The sequence below is a fragment of the Streptosporangium sp. NPDC049376 genome, from assembly GCF_044466505.1.
In the GTDB taxonomy this organism is placed as follows: domain Bacteria; phylum Actinomycetota; class Actinomycetes; order Streptosporangiales; family Streptosporangiaceae; genus Streptosporangium.
Genome location: NZ_JBITMT010000001.1, coordinates 748,268 through 766,195, shown reverse-complemented (window position 1 = coordinate 766,195; position 17,928 = coordinate 748,268). Strand labels below are relative to the sequence as shown.

Below are 17,928 nucleotides of genomic sequence, written 5' to 3'. Positions count from 1 at the left end.
TTGTGCCGCACCTGGGTGGAGGTCCCGCGTCCGGCGGTCAGCGGGTGCGGTCGTCGTCGAACAGGTCGGCCGCGTGCACGACGATCCTGGGGTCGGGCCCGCCGACGATCTCGTGGTCCTTGTTGGTGTACTCGAATCGGCTCAGGAGGTAGCGCATGGCCTCGACCCTGGCCCGCTTCTTGTCGTTGCTCTTGATCACCGTCCACGGCGCCTCCTCCGTGTCGGTGTGCAGGAACATGTCTTCCTTGGCCTGGGTGTACTCGTCCCACTTGTCCAGCGACTCCAGGTCCATCGGCGACAGCTTCCACTGCCGCACCGGGTCGACCTGGCGGATGATGAAACGGGTGCGCTGCTCGGAGCGGGAGACCGAGAACCAGAACTTCACCAGGTGGATGCCGTCGCGGACGAGCATGCGCTCGAAGGCCGGCGCCTGCTCCATGAACTCCGTGTACTCCCCCGGCGTGGCGAAGCCCATCACGCGCTCGACCCCGGCGCGGTTGTACCAGGAGCGGTCGAAGAAGACCATCTCCCCCGCGGCGGGCAGATGGGAGACGTAGCGCTGGAAGTACCACTGGGTGCTCTCACGCTCGCTCGGCTTCTCCAGGGCGACCACGGTGGCCCCGCGCGGGTTGAGGTGCTCCATGAACCGCTTGATCGTGCCGCCCTTGCCCGCCGCGTCGCGCCCCTCGAACAGGATCAGCAGCCGCCCGCCGGTGTCCTTGATCCAGTACTGCAGTTTGAGGAGCTCGATCTGGAGCAGCCGCTTGGTCCTGTCGTACTCCGAACGGTCCATCCGCTCCGGGTAGGGATACCTCTCCCGCCAGGTGTCCACCGGGGTGCCGTCCAGCCGTACGAGCACGGGGTCGTCATCGTCGTCGTCGAGGACCCGCAGGTTCGGCAGTTCGTCGAGCAGGTCGCTGCGGGACGCGGCGGAGCGCGCGTCGAGCACGGGGTACCTGCTGCCCCGCGCGGGTTCCTCACCCACCAGATCGGTCATGGACGTCCTTCCCGCTTCCCCCCCGGCGGGAGCCCGGGGCGGTGGTCCCGCGGCTCCCTTACCTCCATCTCAGCACGTTAATCCCCGACATAAGGACATCAACAGCCCATTTGACGACTTGTAGGCCACTGTTCACCCCTCCTCACTTCCCCCATGACAATAAACCCACTAAACCAGTAGGTCTTGACGGGATTTGGTTCCTGTGTTGGAGTGAGGCCATGCAGGCTGAGCTCCCACCGGCGGTCCGCGGTCACCTCGCGCCGTGCCGCGCGCTGTCCCGTTCCTGTCGCCACTGACCTCGCGCCACCGGCCCCGCCCATCCGGTGCCGCGCGCCACCACGAGCCACCGCGAGCCACCGCGAGCCACTGTGCCGCCGTCCCCGCTCCGGACGCCCCCGCCCAGACGACCTGCCAGAAAGGCCTCAGTCATGCCCGTCGAGTTCCTAGGCATAGGCGCCACGAACGACGGATCGGAGACCAGACCCCGCTCCGGGCCCGTGTTCGACAGACAGTTCACGCTACGGCTGGCGCGGGCCCACCACGAACACGGCTGGGACCGGATCCTGTTCGCCTACGGCTCGGGCTCGCCGGACCCCGCGCAGGTGGCCGCCCTCGTCGCCGGGCAGGTCGAGGGGATACAGCTCCTGCTCGCCCACCGGCCGAACGTCTCCTACCCGACGTTCGCCCTGAAGACCTTCGCCACACTCGACCAGATCAGCGGCGGCAGACTGACCGTGCACTTCATCACCGGGGGCAACGACCGCGAGCAGGCCCGCGAGGGCGACCGCCTGTCCAAGGACCGGCGCTACGGGCGCACCCGGGAGTACATCCAGATCGTCAAGAAGGGCTGGACGTCCAGGACCCCCTTCTCCCACGAGGGAGAGCACTACCACTTCGACGACTTCCTGTCCGACGTCTTCCCCGTGCAGCAGCCCCGTCCGCTGGTCTCCTTCGGCGGCTCCTCCCCCGCGGCGTACGCGGCGGGCGGCGCCGAGGCCGACATCTACTGCCTGTGGGGCGAGCCGCTGGCCCAGACCGCCGAGCAGATCGCCGCGGTCAGGAGCGCGGCGCTCGCGTCGGGACGCAGGGACCTGCCCAGGTTCCAGGTGGCCTTCCGGCCCGTCATCGCGCCGACCGAGGAGAAGGCCTGGGAGAAGGCGGCCCGCACGCTTGAGGCGATCAAGTCGCGTGGTGCCTCCTCCCGGCGGCTGCCCGCGGGCCATGCCCCGGAGAACGCGGGCTCACAACGGCTCGTCGCGATCGCCGCCGGGGGCGACAGGTACGACCGCGCGCTGTGGACCCCGACCGCCGCGGCCACCGGCGGGGCGGGCAACTCCACCGCCCTGGTCGGCACCCCGGAGACCGTGGCCCAGGCGCTGCTCGACTACTACGACCTCGGCGTGGAGATCCTGTCCGCGCGCGGCTACGACCTGCTTGAGGACGCCGTCGACTTCGGCCGTCACGTCATCCCCATCGTCCGCGAGGAGGTGGCCAAGCGGGACCGCGAGCGTGAGGCCGCCGAGTCCCGGCAGTACCCGGCGACCAGTCTGGCGGGCCGGTGAGCCGCCCCGCGGTCGAGACCCGGCCGCAGGACGACACGGACGCCGGGACGGCCGGCCCGGACGCCCCGCCCGCGCTGCGGGTCGTCACCACCAGGCATCCCGGCCGGTGGGCGGCGGCGGCCGGGGTCGGCGTGCTGCTCGCCATGGCGGCGAGCGCGCTGATCACCAACCCCGCCTGGGACTGGAACGTCGTCGGGGAGTACCTGTTCGCGCCCTCGGTGCTGCACGCCGTGCTGTTCACACTCCAGCTCACCGCGCTCGGCATCGGCATCGGCTTCCTGCTCGGCACCGTGCTCGCGATCATGCGCCTGTCGAGGAACCCGCTGCTGTCCTCGGTCGCCTGGGGCTATGTAGCGCTGTTCCGGTCGATCCCGCTCATCCTGCAACTGCTGTTCTGGTACAACCTGGCGCTGCTGTACCAGCGGATCTCCTTCGGCATTCCGTTCGGCCCCTCCTTCTTCGACATCGGGACCATGGACCTGATCAGCCCGGTCACCGCCGCCGTGCTCGGGCTCGGGCTGCACCAGGCCGCCTACTGCTCCGAGATCGTCAGGGCGGGGCTGCTCTCGGTCGACCCGGGCCAGCGCGAGGCCGCCGCCGCATTGGGCATCCCCTGGAGAAGACAGCTGTTCAGGATCATCCTTCCGCAGGCCATGCGCTCGATCGTGCCCACCGCGGGCAACGAGATCATCGGCCTGGTCAAGGGCACCTCGGTGGTCTACATCATGGCCCTGCCCGAGCTCTTCTACCAGATCCAGGTGATCTACAGCCGCAACGGCAGGGTCATCGCGCTGCTGCTGGTCGCGACCGTCTGGTACCTGATCATCACCTCCGTGCTGTCCGTCGCGCAGTACTACGTCGAACGTCACTACGCCAGGGGTCGCAGATGAGCGCCGTGATGGTCGACCTGCGGGGCGTGCACAAGAGCTTCGGCCCCCTGAAGGTCCTGCGTGGCGTCGACCTGCGGGTCGCCAGGGGCGAGGTCACCGTGATCCTCGGCCCCTCGGGCTCCGGCAAGTCGACCCTGCTGCGCACCGTCAACCACCTGGAGAAGGTGGACAGCGGATCGGTGCGCGTCGACGGTGAGCTGGTCGGCTACCGGCAGTCCGGCGACAGGCTCTACGAACTGCGCGAACGCGAGATCCTGCGGCAGCGGACCCGGATCGGGTTCGTCTTCCAGCACTTCAACCTCTTCCCGCACCTGACCGCGCTGGAGAACGTCGTCGAGGCGCCGCTGTCCGCGCAGCGAAGGCCCAGAGCCGAGGTGCACCGGCTGGCCGTACGGCTGCTCGACCGGGTCGGCCTGGCCGACAGGAAGGACGCCTACCCCGGGCAGCTGTCCGGAGGGCAGCAGCAGCGGGTCGCCATCGCCCGCGCGCTCGCCCTGGAGCCGAAGGTCATCCTCTTCGACGAGCCGACCTCCGCGCTCGACCCCGAACTGGTCGGCGAGGTGCTCGACGTGGTGAAGGACCTCGCCAGGAGCGGCACCACCATGATCGTCGTCACCCACGAGATCGGGTTCGCCCGCGAGGTGGCCGACACCGTCGTCTTCATGGACGACGGGCGCGTCGTCGAACAGGGCCCGCCCGCCCAGGTTCTCGACTCCCCCCGGAACGAACGGACCCGCTCCTTCCTCAGCAAGGTCCTCTGATCCGTGACAACCCCTCCCTGCGATTCCCAGAAAAACAGGACTGAAATGTCGTTCCTCTCCAGGCTCAAGCCCGCCCTCCTCACCGCACCGCTTCTGCTCGCCGCCGCCTGCGGCTCGACCGGGACCACCTCCGCCGCCCCCCGGAGCGACGCCAAGCCCGCCGAACAGGCCTCCGCCCCCGCGGGAACCGGCGGCTCGAAGATCAACATCTCTCCGCAGCAGAACCGGATCCGGGCGGAGAAGGTCGACGCGATCGCCGCCCAGGTGCCCGAGGCGATCCGCGCGAAGGGTGAACTGGTCGTCGGCTTCAGCGGGGAAGGCGCGCCGCCACTGACCTTCCTCGCCGACGACGACCGCACCGTCATCGGCGTGGAGACCGACATCGCCCACATCGTGGCCGACGTCCTCGGCCTGAAGGCCAGGGAGGAGGTCACCTCCTGGGAGAACCTGTTCCTCTCGGTGAAGTCCGGAAAGTACGACGTGGCCTTCAACAACGTCACGGTGACCGAGGAGCGCAAGGACATCTACGACTTCGCCACCTACCGGGTCGACCAGCTCGCCTGGCAGACGGCGAAGAGCAGCCCGATCACCTCGATCAAGCAGCCCTCGGACATCGCCGGGCGCCGGGTCGCGGTCGGCTCGGGCACCAACCAGGAGAAGATCCTGGTCGACTGGGACACGCAGAACCAGAAGGCGGGCCTGAAGCCCGCGCAGATCCAGAACTACCAGAAGTACGTCGACGCCCTGCTGTCCCTGAAGTCGGGCCGCATCGAGGCCTACTTCGGCCCCAACCCCTCCCTCTCCTACCAGGACGCCGTCGGCGGCGACACCAAGATCGTCGGCACCGTCTCGGGCGCGGGCCCCGACCTGCAGGGCCTGATCGCGGCCATGACCAAGAAGGACAACGGCCTCGTCAAACCGCTCAACGCCGCGATCAACGAACTCATCGGGAACGGCAAGTACGGCGAGGTGCTCAAGCGCTGGAACCTCTCCAACGAGGCCATCCCCGAGTCGCTGGTCAACCCGCCCGGCCTGCCCAGGCAGACGGCGAAGTGACGGCCCCGGGCGGCGCGCCGCCGCCCGGGAACCCGTGGTCAGGATCTGGCGGCCGAGACCCAGGAGGCGTGCAGGCCCGCGTAGACGCCGGGCTCGCCGACCAGCTCGGCGTGCGGGCCGCGCTGGACGATGCGGCCCCCGTCGAAGACCAGCACCTCGTCGGCGGCCTCCGCGGTGGACAGGCGGTGGGCGATGGAGACCGCGGTACGGCCCCGCGTCACCCCGTCCAGCGCGCGGGCCAGGCGTACCTCGGTCGCCGGGTCGACGGCGGAGGTGGCCTCGTCGAGCAGCAGCAGGTCGGGGTCGGCCAGGTAGGCGCGGACCAGGGCGACGAGCTGGCGCTCCCCCGCGGACAGGGACTCCCCCCGCTGACCGACCGGGGTGGCCAGGCCCTCGGGCAGTCCTTCGAGCCAGTCGGCCAGCCCCAGCTCGGTCAGGGCGAGCAGGATCTCCTCGCTCGTCGCCGAGGGACGGCCGAAGCGGATGTTCTCCTCCAGGGCGCCGTCGAACAGGAAGCCGTCCTGCGGCACCATGACGATGCGCTCGCGCAGCGAGGAGAAACGGACCCCGCGCAGGTCGTGCCCGTCGACGGTGACCCGGCCCGTGACCGGGTCCATCAGGCGGGTCAGCAGCTTGGCGAAGGTCGTCTTGCCCGAACCGGTCTCCCCCACGACCGCGATCCGCGAGCGCGGCGGGATGTCCACCGTGACGCCGGTCAGCACCGGCGCGCCACCCGGGTAGGAGAAGCCGACCTCCTCGAAGGACACGGAGATGGGTCCGCGCGGCAACTCGACGCCGTCCTCGCCGGGGTCGGCGACGTCCGGCGGCGTGTCGAGCACGCCGAGGATGCGGCGCCAGCCGGCGATGGCGTTCTGCGCCTCGTTGAGCATCTCGGTCGCGGTCTGCAGCGGCGAGACGAACAGCGTGATCAGGAACAGGAAGGCGATCAGGCGCCCCGCGGTGATGTCGCCGGCGACGCCCAGCCGTACGCCGATCAGCACGACCGCGGTCGTCGCCAGCGCCGCGACGATCTCAGTCACCGGGAAGACCGTGGCGACGATGCGCTGGGTGCGGGCCTGCGCGGCCTTGTTCGCCTCGATGGTCACATCCAGCCGCTCGGCGGTGCGGGCCTCCGAGCCGTGGGCCCTGATCACCGCCGCCCCGACGACCGACTCGCCGACCGCGGCGAGCATGTCGCCCGCGCGCTCACGCACCTGCGTGTAGGCGCCGGAGAGCCACCGCTGGAAGCGCGGCAGCACGATCATGAGCGGCAGGAAGCACAGCCAGACCGTCAGGGCGAGCTGCCAGGAGTAGACGAACATCAGCACGGTCGCGACGAGGAGCTGGCCCAGGGCGATGATGATCATCAGCCCGCCCCACTGCATGAAGACGCTGATCTGGTCCACGTCCCCGGTGACCCTGGAGACCAGGGCGCCACGCCGCTCGGAGTTCTGGGTGAGCACCGACAGGTCGTGCACGTGCCGGAAGCCGCGTGTCCTGAGGGTCGCGAGGGAGGCCTCGGTCGCCTGGTACAGACGCACGTTCATCAGGTAGGCGCACAGCGCGGTGAGCACGACGGCCGCCGCGCACAGCAGCACGGCGCCGCGGATGTAGGGCAGGTCGGGGACCGCGCCCTTCAGCCCCGTGTCGATGGTCTGCTGGACGGCGATCGGGACGATGACCTTGCCGATCGTCGCCAGCACGGCGAGCGCGAGCGTCCCGGCGATCCCCTTGCGGAACTCCGGTGTCAGCGACAGGCCGTGCCGTACGGTGGCCAGCGCCGACCTTTCGACGCCGTGGAGCGAACTCACGCGCTGACCTCTTCCTCTTTCTCGGCTTCCTCGGCGTCGAGCGCCTCGCGCTCGGCCTCCTCACGTTCGTAGGCGGTGACCAGGTTGCGGTACCCCTCGCACCTCGGCAGCAGCAGCTCGTGCGGGCCCTGGTCGGTCACCCTGCCGTGTTCGAGGTAGACGACCTCGTCGGCCAGGGCGATGGTGGCCATCCGGTAGGCGACGACGACCACGGTCGATGCCTGGGCGGTGTCCCGCAGGCCCTGCAGGATCTTGGCCTCGACCTGGGGGTCGACGCTGGAGGTCGCGTCGTCCAGGACGAGCAGCCTGGGGCGGCGGACCAGCGCGCGGGCCAGGGCCAGGCGCTGGCGCTGGCCCCCGGACAGGGAGGTGCCCCGCTCGCCGACCCTGGTGTCGAGCCCTCCGGGCAGGGCGCTGACGAAGCCGTCGGCCTGGGCCAGGCGCAGCGCCGCCCAGACCTCCTCGTCTCCCACGGGCAGGCCGAGGGTGACGTTGCCCCGCACGGTGTCGTCGAACAGGAAGGTCTGCTGCGGTACCAGTGCCACCGCCTCGCTGACCCCGCCGCGGGCCACCTCGCGCAGGTCGACCCCGTCGATGAGAACGGCCCCCCGCGCCGGGTCGACCAGGCGGACGAAGGTCTGGGCGAGCGTGGACTTGCCCGAGCCGGTCGGCCCGACCAGCGCCACCGTACGGCCGGGCGGGACGTCGAGGTCGACCTCGTGCAGCACCGCGGAGTCCCCGTAGGAGTAGCCGAGGCCCTGTACCCGCAAACCCGCGGGCTTCTCCCCGGTCAGGGTCGCCGAGCCGTACTCCATGGAGCCGGTCGTGTCGAGCACGGCCCGCACCCGCTCGTAGCCGACGACGGCGCGGGGCAGCTCGGCCAGGACCCAGCCGAGGGCGCGGATGGGGAAGGCGAGCAGGGTGAACAGGTAGGCGACCTGGACCAGCACGCCGGGGGTGATCGCCCCGCTCTCCAGGCGTCCCGCGCCGACCAGCAGCACGGCGAGCACGCCCAGGATCGGCAGTGCTTCGAGGAGGGGGTCGAACAGGCCCCGCACCCGGCCGACGGCGATGTTGGCGTCGCGCAGTTCCTCGGCTCCGGCGCGGAACCTGGCGGTCTCCTCGTCCTCACGGCCGAGGGTCTTGACGACCAGGGCCCCGTCGAAGCTCTCGTGCGCGACCTCGCTCACCTCGGCGCGCAGTTGCTGGGCCCTGGTGGCCAGCGGGCTGAGCCTGCGCTGGTAGACGAAGTTGAGCACGGCGATGGCCGGGAAGATCAGGAACCCGACCAGGGCGAGGACCGGGTCGGTGGCCACCAGCGCCACGGCCGCGGTGACCAGCATGACGACCACGCCGACGGCCATCGGCAACGGGGCGAGCGGCGCCCAGGCCGCCTCGGCGTCGGCGCTGGCGTTGGACAGCAGCTGGCCGGTCGGGTGCTTGTGGTGCCAGGCCAGGGGGAGCCTGAGGTACTGGCGGGTGACCTCCCTGCGGGAGCGCGCCTGCATCCGGTACTGCATGACGCCCGCGAAGTAGCGCCGTCCCGCGACGCCCGTCGCCTTGAGCAGCGCGACACCGAGGATGAGGAGGACGGCGGTGGTGAGCGCGCCGTCCGCGACCCGGCCCTCGGCGAGGGAGGGAAGCACGAGGTTCTGGGTGGCCCACCCGAGAGCCCACGCGGAGGCGACCGTCATGACACCGTAGACGGCGCTTGACAGGACCGCGACGGCGAAGACCCCTCTCTCGGACCGGATGGCCACCCCCAGGACGCGGAACCCTTGACGCATGACGGCGGAGGTCACCTTGCTCGCCACTCGGGGGGTGTCCTTTCGTTGAGGTTGTCACTACTTATGTGACTATCACTCTCAATCAAGCACTTATTCCCCCACGCCCATGGATCAACTGCTTTCGTAGCATCAGTGACACCTCTCCGGCGTGGAGGCCACGAGGTTCACCCGCTTCCGGCCCCGGCTTCACCAAGTGTCGGGCATATCACGCTTTGTCACGACATGGCATTGTTAGGATCGCCGGATGACGCATGCCAGCGCCGAACGCGCCGCGCTCGCCGACCTGCTCGACCGGCTCGGCCAGGACGCCCCGACCCTCTGCGAGGGCTGGACGACCTTCGACCTCGCCGCCCATCTCGTGCTGCGGGAGAGGCGCCCGGACGCCGCGGGCGGCATCGCGCTCGCCCCGCTGGCCCGCCGCACCGCCTCGGTCCAGGAGTCCCTGAAGGCCAGGTACGGCTACGCGGGCCTGACCCGGCTCGTCCGCACCGGCCCCGGAGGCGTCTACCGCCTGGTTCCCCGGCTGGACGAACTGGTCAATCCCCTCGAATTCTTCGTCCACCACGAGGACGTCCGGCGCGCCCGTCCAGACTGGGAGCCACGCGAGCTTCCCCCCGGTCTCGACGAGGTCCTCTGGAGGCGGCTGCGGATCGTGGGACGCCTGCAGCTGCGCAGGTCCCCGGTCGGCGTGGTGCTGCACCGCACCGGCGGCGGCGTCGTCCTCGGCGGCGGCCGGGCAGGCCCCCGGGTCGAGGTGCGGGGCACCGCGGGTGAGCTGACGCTGTTCTGCCTCGGCCGTCAGCGGCACGCCAGGGTCGAGACGATCGGCGGCGACGAGGCCGTCTCCCGGCTGCTGGGCGCGCCGCTGGACCTGTGACCGGCACCGGCGTGAACGCCGGTCAGCCGCACAGGCGCAGCAGCGGGCGATGCGGGTCGGAGTAGTGGTCCAGGACCCCGTCGCAGAAGCCCGCGTACGTCTCCATGAACAGGTGCGCCTTGGCCTGCCAGCTCTGCTCCGTCCCCTCGTCGATTCCGGGCATCCGGGCGAACAGCGCGCGGCTGAGCGCCCCGTGACGACGGGCCGCCCCGGCCCTGGCGTGCGCTCGCATCGGTTCGACGAAGCCGGGGGTCAGCCCCACCCGGTCACAGGCGGCCAGGAAGGGACAGCGGGCGGCGGGCCCCTCGTCCTCCGCTTCGAGACGCTCCTCGATGACGCCGATCGTGGCGACGAAGAACAGCGGGTCGGTCCGCGCCCACCAGGACAGCATCTTGATCAGGGCGGCGGTCGTCGGCAGCGGACGGGCGCGCAGCAGGTCGCCGCGCGTGGCGCCGAGGGACCTGAAGGCGTGGACCGCGACGTCGTCGTGGCGCCTTCCCCTGCGGTCGAAGTCGTCGAGCGCCCCTCTGAGGTCGGCGTTCTCCGCCAGAGCCCGTACGGCTGAGCCGAGCTCGCTCTCCCTGGAGAGCAGGAACCAGTTCTCCAGTCCGAAGCCGAAGAAGACGTTGGGGTGCAGCCGCTGCGGGCGCTCCAGGATGCGCCTCCAGAACGGGCCGGTGAGGACCAGGTCCTCAAGGAGGTGGTTGAGGAGGCCCTCAAGACGGGCCAGGGCGGCCGTACCCGGGGAGAAGGCCGGCACGGCGGCGCCCTCGTCGATCAGCCCCTGTACCACGGCGGGCTCGACGACCTCGCGTACCGCCTCACCGTCGAGGCCGGTCTCGCGTTCCAGGTCCTCGATGGTCCTGCTGCCGTCGAGACGCCTGAGCAAGTCGAGAAAATCGTCCCTGCTCATGCCCTCCGGGACTTCGACCTCCAGAACCCCCGAGGGGGTATGCAATTCCGCCTCACCCTTCTCACCGATGCGAAGGGAGGCTCGCAGACAAGGCTTTACCGGGAGGAAGTTCACAGCCAATGTCAATGTCCTTTGATGTCGGAGAACGCCCGAAGCGAGATGACACACGGGAGGAAGGCCCGTATCAAGGACACCGACCCCCCTGGTCGGTCATGACCGGTCACATCATCGGTGAGCGGCAGAAACAGCGGTCACCCCGACACAACGCCTGACCCGCACGGCACACCCCCTCAACTCCCCGTTGATCACAAAAAGCTACCCCGTCGTACATACTGACCGATTTACCAAGATGCCCCGATCAGTGTCAGACATTAAAGCCGCCACATACGCCCGTCAACCCTGACATACTCAGTTGACATGAATCTGCTTTTTCAGTTGATGCCTCTATGAGACTTACTTGAAGTGATTTTTCGTACTAAGACACCACACAGCGGGCGTTGCCCAAGTCCGCCACGCCCGGGACACTCAGGCCTCCGGCCCACCGCAGATCTCCCCTTCGGGAGCAGGCCCCTCGAAGGCGCCCCCCTGCCGCCGGACGTCCTCCCAGTCCACGTTCTCCCACTGCGCGACCTTCCAGTCGTCGCCGAACAGACGGGCCGAGACGTTGGCCTGCGCGACCCGGCGCAGCGCCGCGACCAGCGCGTCCCCGAGCGAGGTCCCGACGACGACGATCTCGATCATGCGTTCCAGGTTCGGCTCCTCGGCCATGCCCGCGACGTCGGCCCTGGCGATCGTGCCCGCCGCCTCCGCGTAGTCGTCGAGCCGGTCGAGGATGCCGTCGTAGCCGAGCCCGCGCAGGGTCAGCAGCACCCCGGCCACGCTCCGCATCGGAGAACTGTCCGGGTGATGCCGCCAGCCGTGCCGGGCGATCAGATCCTCGGCCTCGCGCATCGCCGCGGCCCATTCCTCCCCCTCCCCCGGCTCGCGCTTGGGCGTGATGCTCGTCTGGGCGTGGCCGAGACGGTCGTGCAGACCGTGCGAGGGGTCGTCGAGATGACCGAGCACGTCGCGAATCTCAGCGATCGACAGACCGGCGTAGTCGGCCATGGCCCGTACCAGCTTGATCCGCCGCACGTGCTCCTGACCGTATTTCGCCTGGTTAGGACTGGTCCGCTCCCCGCTGGGGAGCAACCCCTCCCGCAGGTAGAACTTGATCATCGGGACCGAGACACCCGTCGCCCGACTCAGGTCCGCCATCCGCACCGCAACTGCCTCCTCTTGTGATCGCACCTGAGTTTAGCTATAGATAACGGATAAATCCGTTATCTATTGAAGGATCTTCTGGATGACCCGCTGGCATCGCCCGCTCCTCCTCATGTCCGCGATCATGGCCGTCCTGTCCGTGATCTCCCTCTTCGGCGTCCTCCTCGACCACCGCACCCTGGACGGCCTGCCCATCTGGCTCAAGCCCCTGAAGTTCACCCTCTCCTTCGTCGCCTACGGGCTGACCTGGGCCTGGCTGCTGTCCCTGAGGCGTACGGCGCAGCGCGCGAGCCGGCTGCTGGGCAACGTGATGGCGATCGCGTGCGTCGTCGAGATCACGGTGATCATCAGCCAGGTCATCCGGGGGCGGCGCAGCCACTTCAACTTCTCCACCGCGCTGGACTCCTCCCTGTACGCCCTGATGGGCACGACCGTCATGCTCCTCATGCTGGTCAACCTGGCCGCGGCCTTCCTGGTGCTGCGTGAGCGCCAGGCGACCCCGGCCGACACCTGGGCGATCCGCGTCGGGCTCGTCGTCTCGGCCGCCGGTCTCGGCGTGGCCGTCCTGATGCTCCCGCCGACCTCCGCCCAGCTCGCGGACGTCACCACCACGGTCCTCGGCGCGCACGGCGTCGGCGTCCCCGACGGCGGTCCCGGCCTGTCCCTGCTCGGCTGGAGCACCACCGGCGGCGACCTGCGCGTGCCGCACTTCTTCGGCATGCACGCCCTGCAGGCCCTGCCGCTGGTGGCCCTGCTCACCCGGGGAATCCGCGACCAGGCCGTCCGGCTGCGCCTGGTCCTGACCGCCGGAGCCTCCTACACCGGCCTGGTGGCGCTGGTGACCTGGCAGGCGCTGCGCGGCCAGCCCCTGGTACGGCCCGACGCCCTCACCCTGGGCGTGGCGGGCCTGCTGCTGGCCGGTACGGCGATCGCCGTACCCCTGTGCCTGCTGCCGCTGCGTGGCGGGCGTGTGAGCCCCGCCTCGACCACACCCGCCCCCGCCCTTGAACCCGCCGAGTCCGCGGACGACGCGCGGGAGGCCGCCGCGGTCGAGGCGTAGGGCTGCCAGGGGTCTTCAGGGGCCTCAACACGAGGGAGAGGTTCCACGGCCGGCGCGAAGGGCCGGTTCGCTGGTCACACCCCCTGCCCGGGTGTCAACGATCTTCACGGCGCCCTAACGCTAGCGGTATATCTGGCATTCGGGATTGGACAGAACCGCTTCGCCACCGCACCATTGCGGAGGTGACTCATGCCAATCTCACGATCTGGCCATGGATTCCCACCGCTCAACAGGTATGATCATCAAAATCCGGGAGCCACCCGGGCCGAAGATGCCAAAGATCATTAAAATCCGGGTATAACGGCTGGGACTGGAGCAGCAGGAGGCCCCCCATGCAGGTCAAGAAGGTCGCCACCTATGTAGCGGTGGCGTTCGTGGCCTTTTATCTGTTCACCAGGCCCGCCGATGCGGCGAACGCGGTGAACGGAGTCTTCGACGGGATCGTGAGGGCGGCGGACCAACTGTCGCTGTTCTTCACACGTGTGTTGAGCTGACCGACGGTGGGGGTTTGCCCCACCCCTGACCTGTTTCTCCGGCGTTTCCGCATTCCGTACGCGGGACCGCGTACCCCGTGACGCCGCGTCGCCACGCAATGTGCTTCCACCGTCCTGCGGGACGTGTTACGCAGGAAGCATGGCAGAGCGCTACAGCGTCACCGGGGTTCATCCTCTCGATCCCGAAGAGCGGCGCGTCCTCGAACGCGTCGAGACGGAGGGCATCGAGCTGGTCCGTTTCCTGTACGCCGACCACGGCGGTGTGATCCGCGGCAAGGCCGCCTCACGCTCCCGGCTGGCGGAACGGCTCGGCTCCGGCATCGGGCACACCGTGGCGATGATGGCGATGAACATGCTCGACCAGCTTCAGGAGGTCGAGGGACTCGGTCCGGTCGGTGAGGTCCGTCTCGTTCCGGATCCGTCCACCTTCGTCGCCCTTCCCCACGCTCCCGGCGCCGCGGCCATGCTCGCGGACCTGCGCGAGATCGACGGCTCCCCGTGGGCGGCGTGCCCGCGCACCTTCCTCCGCGAGGCCGTGGCCGCCCTGTCCGAGGAGAGGCTCGTCGCGGTCGCCGCCTTCGAACCCGAGTTCACCCTGGGCCGCCGTGTCCCCGGCGCGGACGGGGAACCGGACAGGCTCCTTCCCCTCGACGACAGCCTCTGCTACGCCACGTCCGGTTTCGACCAGGCCCACGACTACGCCATGCGCCTGGTCCGCGCCCTGCAGGCGCAGGGCCTGCGGGTCGAGCACTACCATCCCGAGCTCGGCCACGGTCAGCAGGAGCTGTCCGTCCGCCACGCCCCGGCCATGCGCGCCGCCGACAACCAGGTCATCTACCGGGAGACCGTGCGCGGCGTCGCCTTCGGCATGTCGCTGTGGGCCTCCCTCGCCCCCAAGCCGATCGCCGACCAGGCCGGGAACGGGGCGCACCTGCACATCTCCCTGTGGGACCCCGAGTTGCGCTCCAACGTCTTCAGCGACCCCGCCGACCGGTACGGCGTGTCGGCGACCGCCTACCGGTTCATCGGCGGCCTCATCGCGCATCTTCCCGCGCTCACCGCGCTGACCTGCGGCTCGGTGAACAGCTTCCGGCGGCTGGCACCGAGGATGTGGTCGAGCGCCTACGCCTGCTACGGCATGGACAACCGGGAGGCCGCGGTGCGGATCTGCTCCCCCATGCGAGGGGCGGCCGAGGCGTCGGCCAATCTGGAGATCAAGCCCTCCGACTCCTCCGCCAACCCCTACCTGTCCCTCGGCGCCGTCATCCACGCGGGCCTGGACGGCATCCGCAGGGGGCTCGACCCCGGCGAGGCCGTCGACGTGGACCCCGCCACCCTCCCCGAGGGGAGCGTGCCCCGCCTGCCCCGGTCGCTGGATGAGGCCCTGGACGCCCTGGAGGCCGACGATCTGCTGATGAACGCCCTCGGCCCGCTCCGCTCCTCCGCCTACCTGGCCGTCAAGCGCTCCGAGGCCCGCGCCTTCGCGGCCGAGGACGTCTCCTACGAGCTGTTCAACCACTTCCGCGTCTTCTGAGGTCACCTGGTACGGCGTGGCTCACGCAGCACGAGGAGGGCGACGACGAGGGCCGTGGCGAGGAGTCCCGTGCCGACGGTGAAGGCCAGGCGGTAGCCGCCGGTCAGCGCCTCGGCCTGGCTTGCGCCGCCGGCGAGCAGGTCCCCGGTGCGGGAGGCCGCCAGGGTCGACAGCACCGCGACGCCCAGGGCCATGCCGATCTGCTGCGTGGTGTTGAACACCCCGGATGCCAGTCCGGCGTCCTCCTCCCCGGCGCCCGACATGCCGAGCGTGGTCAGCGCGGGGAGCGCGAGACCGAAGCCCGCCGCCAGCAGCATCACCGGAAGCAGGTCGGTGACGTAGTCGGCGCGCACCGGAAGCCGGGTGAGCAGCCCGAGGAGCGCGACCAGGAGCACCAGCCCCGCCAGCAGCACCCTGCGCTCCCCGAAGCGGACGTTGAGCCTGGCGGAGACCCCCAGGGAGACCACGCCGATGACCACGGCCGCGGGGAGCATCGCGAAACCGGTCTGGGCGGCGCCGTACCCGAGGACCCGCTGGAGATACAGGGCCAGGAGGAACTGGAAGGCGAACAGCGCGGCGACCATCAGGATCTGGACCAGGTTGGCCCCGGAGACGCCGCGTGACCTGAAGATCCGCAGCGGCATGAGCGGGGCCTTAGCGGTGGCCTGGCGGATGACGAACCCGGCGAGCAGAGCGAGGGTGAGGGCGCCGAGGCCGAGGGTGCGCGCCGAGAGCCAGCCGTGCTCCTCGACCCCGACCACGGTGTAGATGCCGAGCATCAGGCCGCCGGTGACCAGAAGGGCGCCGGGCACGTCGGCTCCCGCGGAGAGGCCGGGTCCCCGGTCCGCGGGCAGTACGGACGCCGCGACCGCGAGCGCCGCGATCCCGATCGGCAGGTTGATGAAGAAGATCCAGTGCCAGGTGAGGGCGTCGGTGAGGAGGCCGCCGAGCACCGATCCCAGGGTGGCGCCTCCCGCGCCGGTGAAGCTGAAGACGGCGATCGCCCTGGCGCGCTCCCCGGGGTCGGGGAACAGCGTCACCAGGATGCCCAGGCCGACCGCCGAGGCCGCGGCGCTGCCGACCCCCTGCAGAAAGCGGGCCAGGATCAGCAGTTCGGCGCCGGTGGACACCCCCGCCAGCAGCGAGGAGGCGACGAACACCACGGTGCCCGCGAGGAAGACGCGTTTGCGGCCGATCAGGTCACCGAGTCGTCCGGCCAGCAGAAGCAGGCTGCCGAACGCGATCAGGTAGGCGTTGACCACCCAGCTCAGTCCGGCCGGGGAGAAGCCCAGGTCGTTCTGGATGGCCGGCATCGCCACGGTCACGATGCTGCCGTCGAGGACGGTCATCAGCAGGCTTGTGGCGATCGCTCCGAGGGCGATCCAGCGTGACCCGGTTGCCGGAGGGGCGGAGGTGACGGACATGGGTTCTCTCCTGTCGAATGAGGACGACAGGAGAGACCGTAGCAGATTGTTTTGTAATAGACGATTTTCTTCGGATCTAAGTTGTCCGCTGCCGGGCGCGCCGTACCGGCTGGGGGTTCTCCACGGGGGTGGCCAGATGGCCGGTCACCAGACGGCCGAGGGCCCGCAGGAGAATCTCCCGTTCCTCGTCGGGGATCGTGGCGAGGGCCTCCCGGTGCACACGGTCGACGATCTGCTGGCTCCGCTCGGCGATCCGCGCGCCCTCCTCGGTGACCGCGATGATCCGGGCCCGCCGGTCGGTGCCGGACGGGCGGCGCTCGGCGAGACCGGCCCGTTCCAGGGCGTCGACCGTCACCACCATCGTGGTCTTGTCCATGTCACCGATCTCGGCGAGCTGGATCTGGGTGCGCTCCTCCTCAAGGGCGTGCACCAGCACACAGTGCATGCGGGCCGTGAGCCCGATCTCGGCGAGCGCGGCCGACATCCGGGTCCGCAGGACATGGCCGGTGTGGTCCAGCAGGAACGACAGGTCGGGCGCTGTGCTGGTCGGTGCCATGGCGGTCATGCCCACCAGCATAGTCACCGGTTCCGTAGTGGATCGTCCGGTGAGAATCCATCACGGCGGTAGGAGCCCACCGGTTCTCCGACGGCCTCCTCACGCCGAACTGCGGCCCGGTGAACGGCTTCCGGCGCCGAGGAGGTGGTCGAGGCCCACACCTGCCACGGCCGTCACGTGCTCCGGGATCCGCGCCCCCGCGGACCGTCGGTCGTGTCCGCCGGAAGTGGAGCCGTCCGCCTGGATCCCCGGCCGCCCCAGCGGGTGACCCGGGTTCGGACGGCCACCTCAACCGATCCTCAACGCGTTCTCAACATCTTCCGTCCTATGTTCCGACCCAGGAAGACGACGTTCCCCCTGGGACAACGATTGGAAAGGGCGACATGATGAGAAATCTTTCCGCCACCATCGCCGCCGGCGTACTCGCCGCGGGTCTCCTCGTTCCGGGGGCGGCCCACGCGGCCGCCCCCGGAACCGCGCTCGCGCCGGCCGCGGCCTCTCTCCCCTCGGCCGGTGAGGCGGTCCACGCTTCGGCGCAGGCGCGCTGGTCCACCCTCTGGAGCGGCAGAGCGAACACCAAGAAGCTGCAGAGCCCCTCCCGGAACACCCGCGCCAAGGTGCTGCAGATCGTCGTCCAGTGCTGGAACGGCGGCGACGGCACGCGTGCCAAGGCCTACATCCAGCGCAGGTACGCGGGCCTCTGGATAACGGCAGGCGGATCAAGCAGCGGTTACTGCGTCGGGGGGAAGATGTACCACCGCATCCGCAACGTACCGGCCGGCACCTACCGTGCCGTCATCACGCTCAGCCCCAAGGCCCACACGGTCAACGCGTGGTTCCAGCAGTACGGCTGATGCCGTGACCCGGATGCGGTTCCCGCCGGTCTCCGCCGCCGGGACCTGATCCGGGGTGGTCCGCGGACCTTCACGCGGGATCACGGCTC

16 protein-coding genes are annotated in these 17,928 nt (G+C 69.9%); 9 read left to right on the top strand and 7 right to left on the bottom strand.

What is annotated here, in order from left to right; genetic code table 11:
- Window positions 1–37: 37 nt before the first annotated feature.
- On the bottom strand, window positions 38–997 hold the full coding sequence (gene ppk2 / locus ACIBVQ_RS03485; RefSeq protein WP_352009052.1) for a polyphosphate kinase 2: 960 nt from the start codon (window positions 995–997) through the stop codon (window positions 38–40).
- 497 nt (window positions 998–1,494) lie between these two features.
- Here ppk2 and ACIBVQ_RS03480 point away from each other — a divergent pair, with 497 nt between their 5' ends.
- Genes ACIBVQ_RS03480 through ACIBVQ_RS03465 form a run of 4 tightly spaced genes read left to right on the top strand, consistent with a single transcriptional unit; the run spans window position 1,495 to window position 5,266 of the window.
- On the top strand, window positions 1,495–2,559 hold the full coding sequence (locus ACIBVQ_RS03480; protein ID WP_362916488.1) for an LLM class flavin-dependent oxidoreductase: 1,065 nt from the start codon (window positions 1,495–1,497) through the stop codon (window positions 2,557–2,559).
- Window positions 2,556–3,449, top strand: coding sequence for an amino acid ABC transporter permease (locus tag ACIBVQ_RS03475; RefSeq protein WP_399175329.1), 894 nt, complete (start codon window positions 2,556–2,558; stop codon window positions 3,447–3,449). The genes ACIBVQ_RS03480 and ACIBVQ_RS03475 overlap by 4 nt, the downstream gene beginning before the upstream one ends.
- Window positions 3,446–4,210 (top strand): amino acid ABC transporter ATP-binding protein, encoded by a 765-nt coding sequence (locus ACIBVQ_RS03470; RefSeq protein WP_399175327.1) that lies wholly within the window; start codon window positions 3,446–3,448, stop codon window positions 4,208–4,210. The genes ACIBVQ_RS03475 and ACIBVQ_RS03470 overlap by 4 nt, the downstream gene beginning before the upstream one ends.
- 45 nt (window positions 4,211–4,255) lie before the next feature.
- The gene (locus ACIBVQ_RS03465; protein WP_399175325.1) at window positions 4,256–5,266 is read left to right on the top strand and encodes an ABC transporter substrate-binding protein; all 1,011 of its coding nucleotides are present in this window, start codon (window positions 4,256–4,258) and stop codon (window positions 5,264–5,266) included.
- A gap of 38 nt (window positions 5,267–5,304) precedes the next feature.
- Here ACIBVQ_RS03465 and ACIBVQ_RS03460 read toward each other — a convergent pair whose 3' ends face one another.
- The gene (locus ACIBVQ_RS03460) at window positions 5,305–7,077 is read right to left on the bottom strand and encodes an ABC transporter ATP-binding protein (protein ID WP_399175323.1); all 1,773 of its coding nucleotides are present in this window, start codon (window positions 7,075–7,077) and stop codon (window positions 5,305–5,307) included.
- Entirely contained in the window at window positions 7,074–8,864 is a 1,791-nt protein-coding gene (locus tag ACIBVQ_RS03455) for an ABC transporter ATP-binding protein (protein ID WP_352009046.1), read from the bottom strand. Before ACIBVQ_RS03455 ends, ACIBVQ_RS03460 begins: the two co-directional genes overlap by 4 nt.
- Window positions 8,865–9,108: 244 nt before the next feature.
- On the opposite strand from ACIBVQ_RS03455, the gene ACIBVQ_RS03450 reads away from it, so the two are divergent.
- Window positions 9,109–9,741, top strand: a complete 633-nt coding sequence (locus ACIBVQ_RS03450; protein ID WP_399175321.1) for a TIGR03085 family metal-binding protein — start codon at window positions 9,109–9,111, stop codon at window positions 9,739–9,741.
- Window positions 9,742–9,763: 22 nt separating this feature from the next.
- Here ACIBVQ_RS03450 and ACIBVQ_RS03445 read toward each other — a convergent pair whose 3' ends face one another.
- Together ACIBVQ_RS03445 and ACIBVQ_RS03440 are read right to left on the bottom strand one after the other, a co-directional pair.
- Window positions 9,764–10,654, bottom strand: coding sequence for a hypothetical protein (locus tag ACIBVQ_RS03445; protein ID WP_352009044.1), 891 nt, complete (start codon window positions 10,652–10,654; stop codon window positions 9,764–9,766).
- 525 nt (window positions 10,655–11,179) lie between these two features.
- Window positions 11,180–11,911 (bottom strand): MerR family transcriptional regulator, encoded by a 732-nt coding sequence (locus tag ACIBVQ_RS03440; RefSeq protein ID WP_399175319.1) that lies wholly within the window; start codon window positions 11,909–11,911, stop codon window positions 11,180–11,182.
- Between the two features lie 88 nt (window positions 11,912–11,999).
- Between ACIBVQ_RS03440 and ACIBVQ_RS03435 the strand changes: the two genes are divergently transcribed.
- The 3 genes from ACIBVQ_RS03435 to ACIBVQ_RS03425 all read left to right on the top strand — a co-directional run bounded on the left by ACIBVQ_RS03435 (window position 12,000) and on the right by ACIBVQ_RS03425 (window position 15,005).
- Window positions 12,000–12,977: a hypothetical protein gene (locus ACIBVQ_RS03435; RefSeq protein WP_399175317.1), complete on the top strand. Its 978-nt coding sequence runs from the start codon at window positions 12,000–12,002 to the stop codon at window positions 12,975–12,977.
- 332 nt (window positions 12,978–13,309) lie between these two features.
- A complete protein-coding gene (locus tag ACIBVQ_RS03430) occupies window positions 13,310–13,471 on the top strand; it encodes a hypothetical protein (RefSeq protein ID WP_184714415.1) in 162 nt (53 codons plus the stop codon).
- Window positions 13,472–13,610: 139 nt separating this feature from the next.
- Window positions 13,611–15,005, top strand: coding sequence for a glutamine synthetase family protein (locus ACIBVQ_RS03425; protein WP_399175315.1), 1,395 nt, complete (start codon window positions 13,611–13,613; stop codon window positions 15,003–15,005).
- A gap of 2 nt (window positions 15,006–15,007) precedes the next feature.
- On the opposite strand, the gene ACIBVQ_RS03420 is transcribed toward ACIBVQ_RS03425, so the two are convergent.
- Both ACIBVQ_RS03420 and ACIBVQ_RS03415 read right to left on the bottom strand, forming a co-directional pair.
- Window positions 15,008–16,429, bottom strand: a complete 1,422-nt coding sequence (locus ACIBVQ_RS03420; protein WP_399175313.1) for an MFS transporter — start codon at window positions 16,427–16,429, stop codon at window positions 15,008–15,010.
- Window positions 16,430–16,505: 76 nt separating this feature from the next.
- Window positions 16,506–16,994 (bottom strand): MarR family winged helix-turn-helix transcriptional regulator, encoded by a 489-nt coding sequence (locus ACIBVQ_RS03415; protein ID WP_352009039.1) that lies wholly within the window; start codon window positions 16,992–16,994, stop codon window positions 16,506–16,508.
- Between the two features lie 374 nt (window positions 16,995–17,368).
- Between ACIBVQ_RS03415 and ACIBVQ_RS03410 the strand changes: the two genes are divergently transcribed.
- Window positions 17,369–17,839, top strand: a complete 471-nt coding sequence (locus tag ACIBVQ_RS03410; RefSeq protein WP_352009038.1) for a hypothetical protein — start codon at window positions 17,369–17,371, stop codon at window positions 17,837–17,839.
- The last annotated feature ends 89 nt before the right edge of the window (window positions 17,840–17,928 follow it).

What these genes read in the sequence shown, in the direction of transcription:
- ACIBVQ_RS03470 (WP_399175327.1), top strand. Translation starts at nt 3,446, where the DNA reads ATGAGCGCCGTGATGGTCGACCTGCGGGGCGTGCACAAGAGCTTCGGC.
- ACIBVQ_RS03420 (WP_399175313.1), bottom strand. Translation starts at nt 16,429, where the DNA reads ATGTCCGTCACCTCCGCCCCTCCGGCAACCGGGTCACGCTGGATCGCC.
- ACIBVQ_RS03445 (WP_352009044.1), bottom strand. Translation starts at nt 10,654, where the DNA reads ATGAGCAGGGACGATTTTCTCGACTTGCTCAGGCGTCTCGACGGCAGC.
- ACIBVQ_RS03455 (WP_352009046.1), bottom strand. Translation starts at nt 8,864, where the DNA reads ATGCGTCAAGGGTTCCGCGTCCTGGGGGTGGCCATCCGGTCCGAGAGA.
- ACIBVQ_RS03465 (WP_399175325.1), top strand. Translation starts at nt 4,256, where the DNA reads ATGTCGTTCCTCTCCAGGCTCAAGCCCGCCCTCCTCACCGCACCGCTT.
- ACIBVQ_RS03450 (WP_399175321.1), top strand. Translation starts at nt 9,109, where the DNA reads ATGACGCATGCCAGCGCCGAACGCGCCGCGCTCGCCGACCTGCTCGAC.
- ppk2 (WP_352009052.1), bottom strand. Translation starts at nt 997, where the DNA reads ATGACCGATCTGGTGGGTGAGGAACCCGCGCGGGGCAGCAGGTACCCC.
- ACIBVQ_RS03440 (WP_399175319.1), bottom strand. Translation starts at nt 11,911, where the DNA reads ATGGCGGACCTGAGTCGGGCGACGGGTGTCTCGGTCCCGATGATCAAG.
- ACIBVQ_RS03435 (WP_399175317.1), top strand. Translation starts at nt 12,000, where the DNA reads ATGACCCGCTGGCATCGCCCGCTCCTCCTCATGTCCGCGATCATGGCC.
- ACIBVQ_RS03425 (WP_399175315.1), top strand. Translation starts at nt 13,611, where the DNA reads ATGGCAGAGCGCTACAGCGTCACCGGGGTTCATCCTCTCGATCCCGAA.
- ACIBVQ_RS03410 (WP_352009038.1), top strand. Translation starts at nt 17,369, where the DNA reads ATGATGAGAAATCTTTCCGCCACCATCGCCGCCGGCGTACTCGCCGCG.
- ACIBVQ_RS03415 (WP_352009039.1), bottom strand. Translation starts at nt 16,994, where the DNA reads ATGACCGCCATGGCACCGACCAGCACAGCGCCCGACCTGTCGTTCCTG.
- ACIBVQ_RS03430 (WP_184714415.1), top strand. Translation starts at nt 13,310, where the DNA reads ATGCAGGTCAAGAAGGTCGCCACCTATGTAGCGGTGGCGTTCGTGGCC.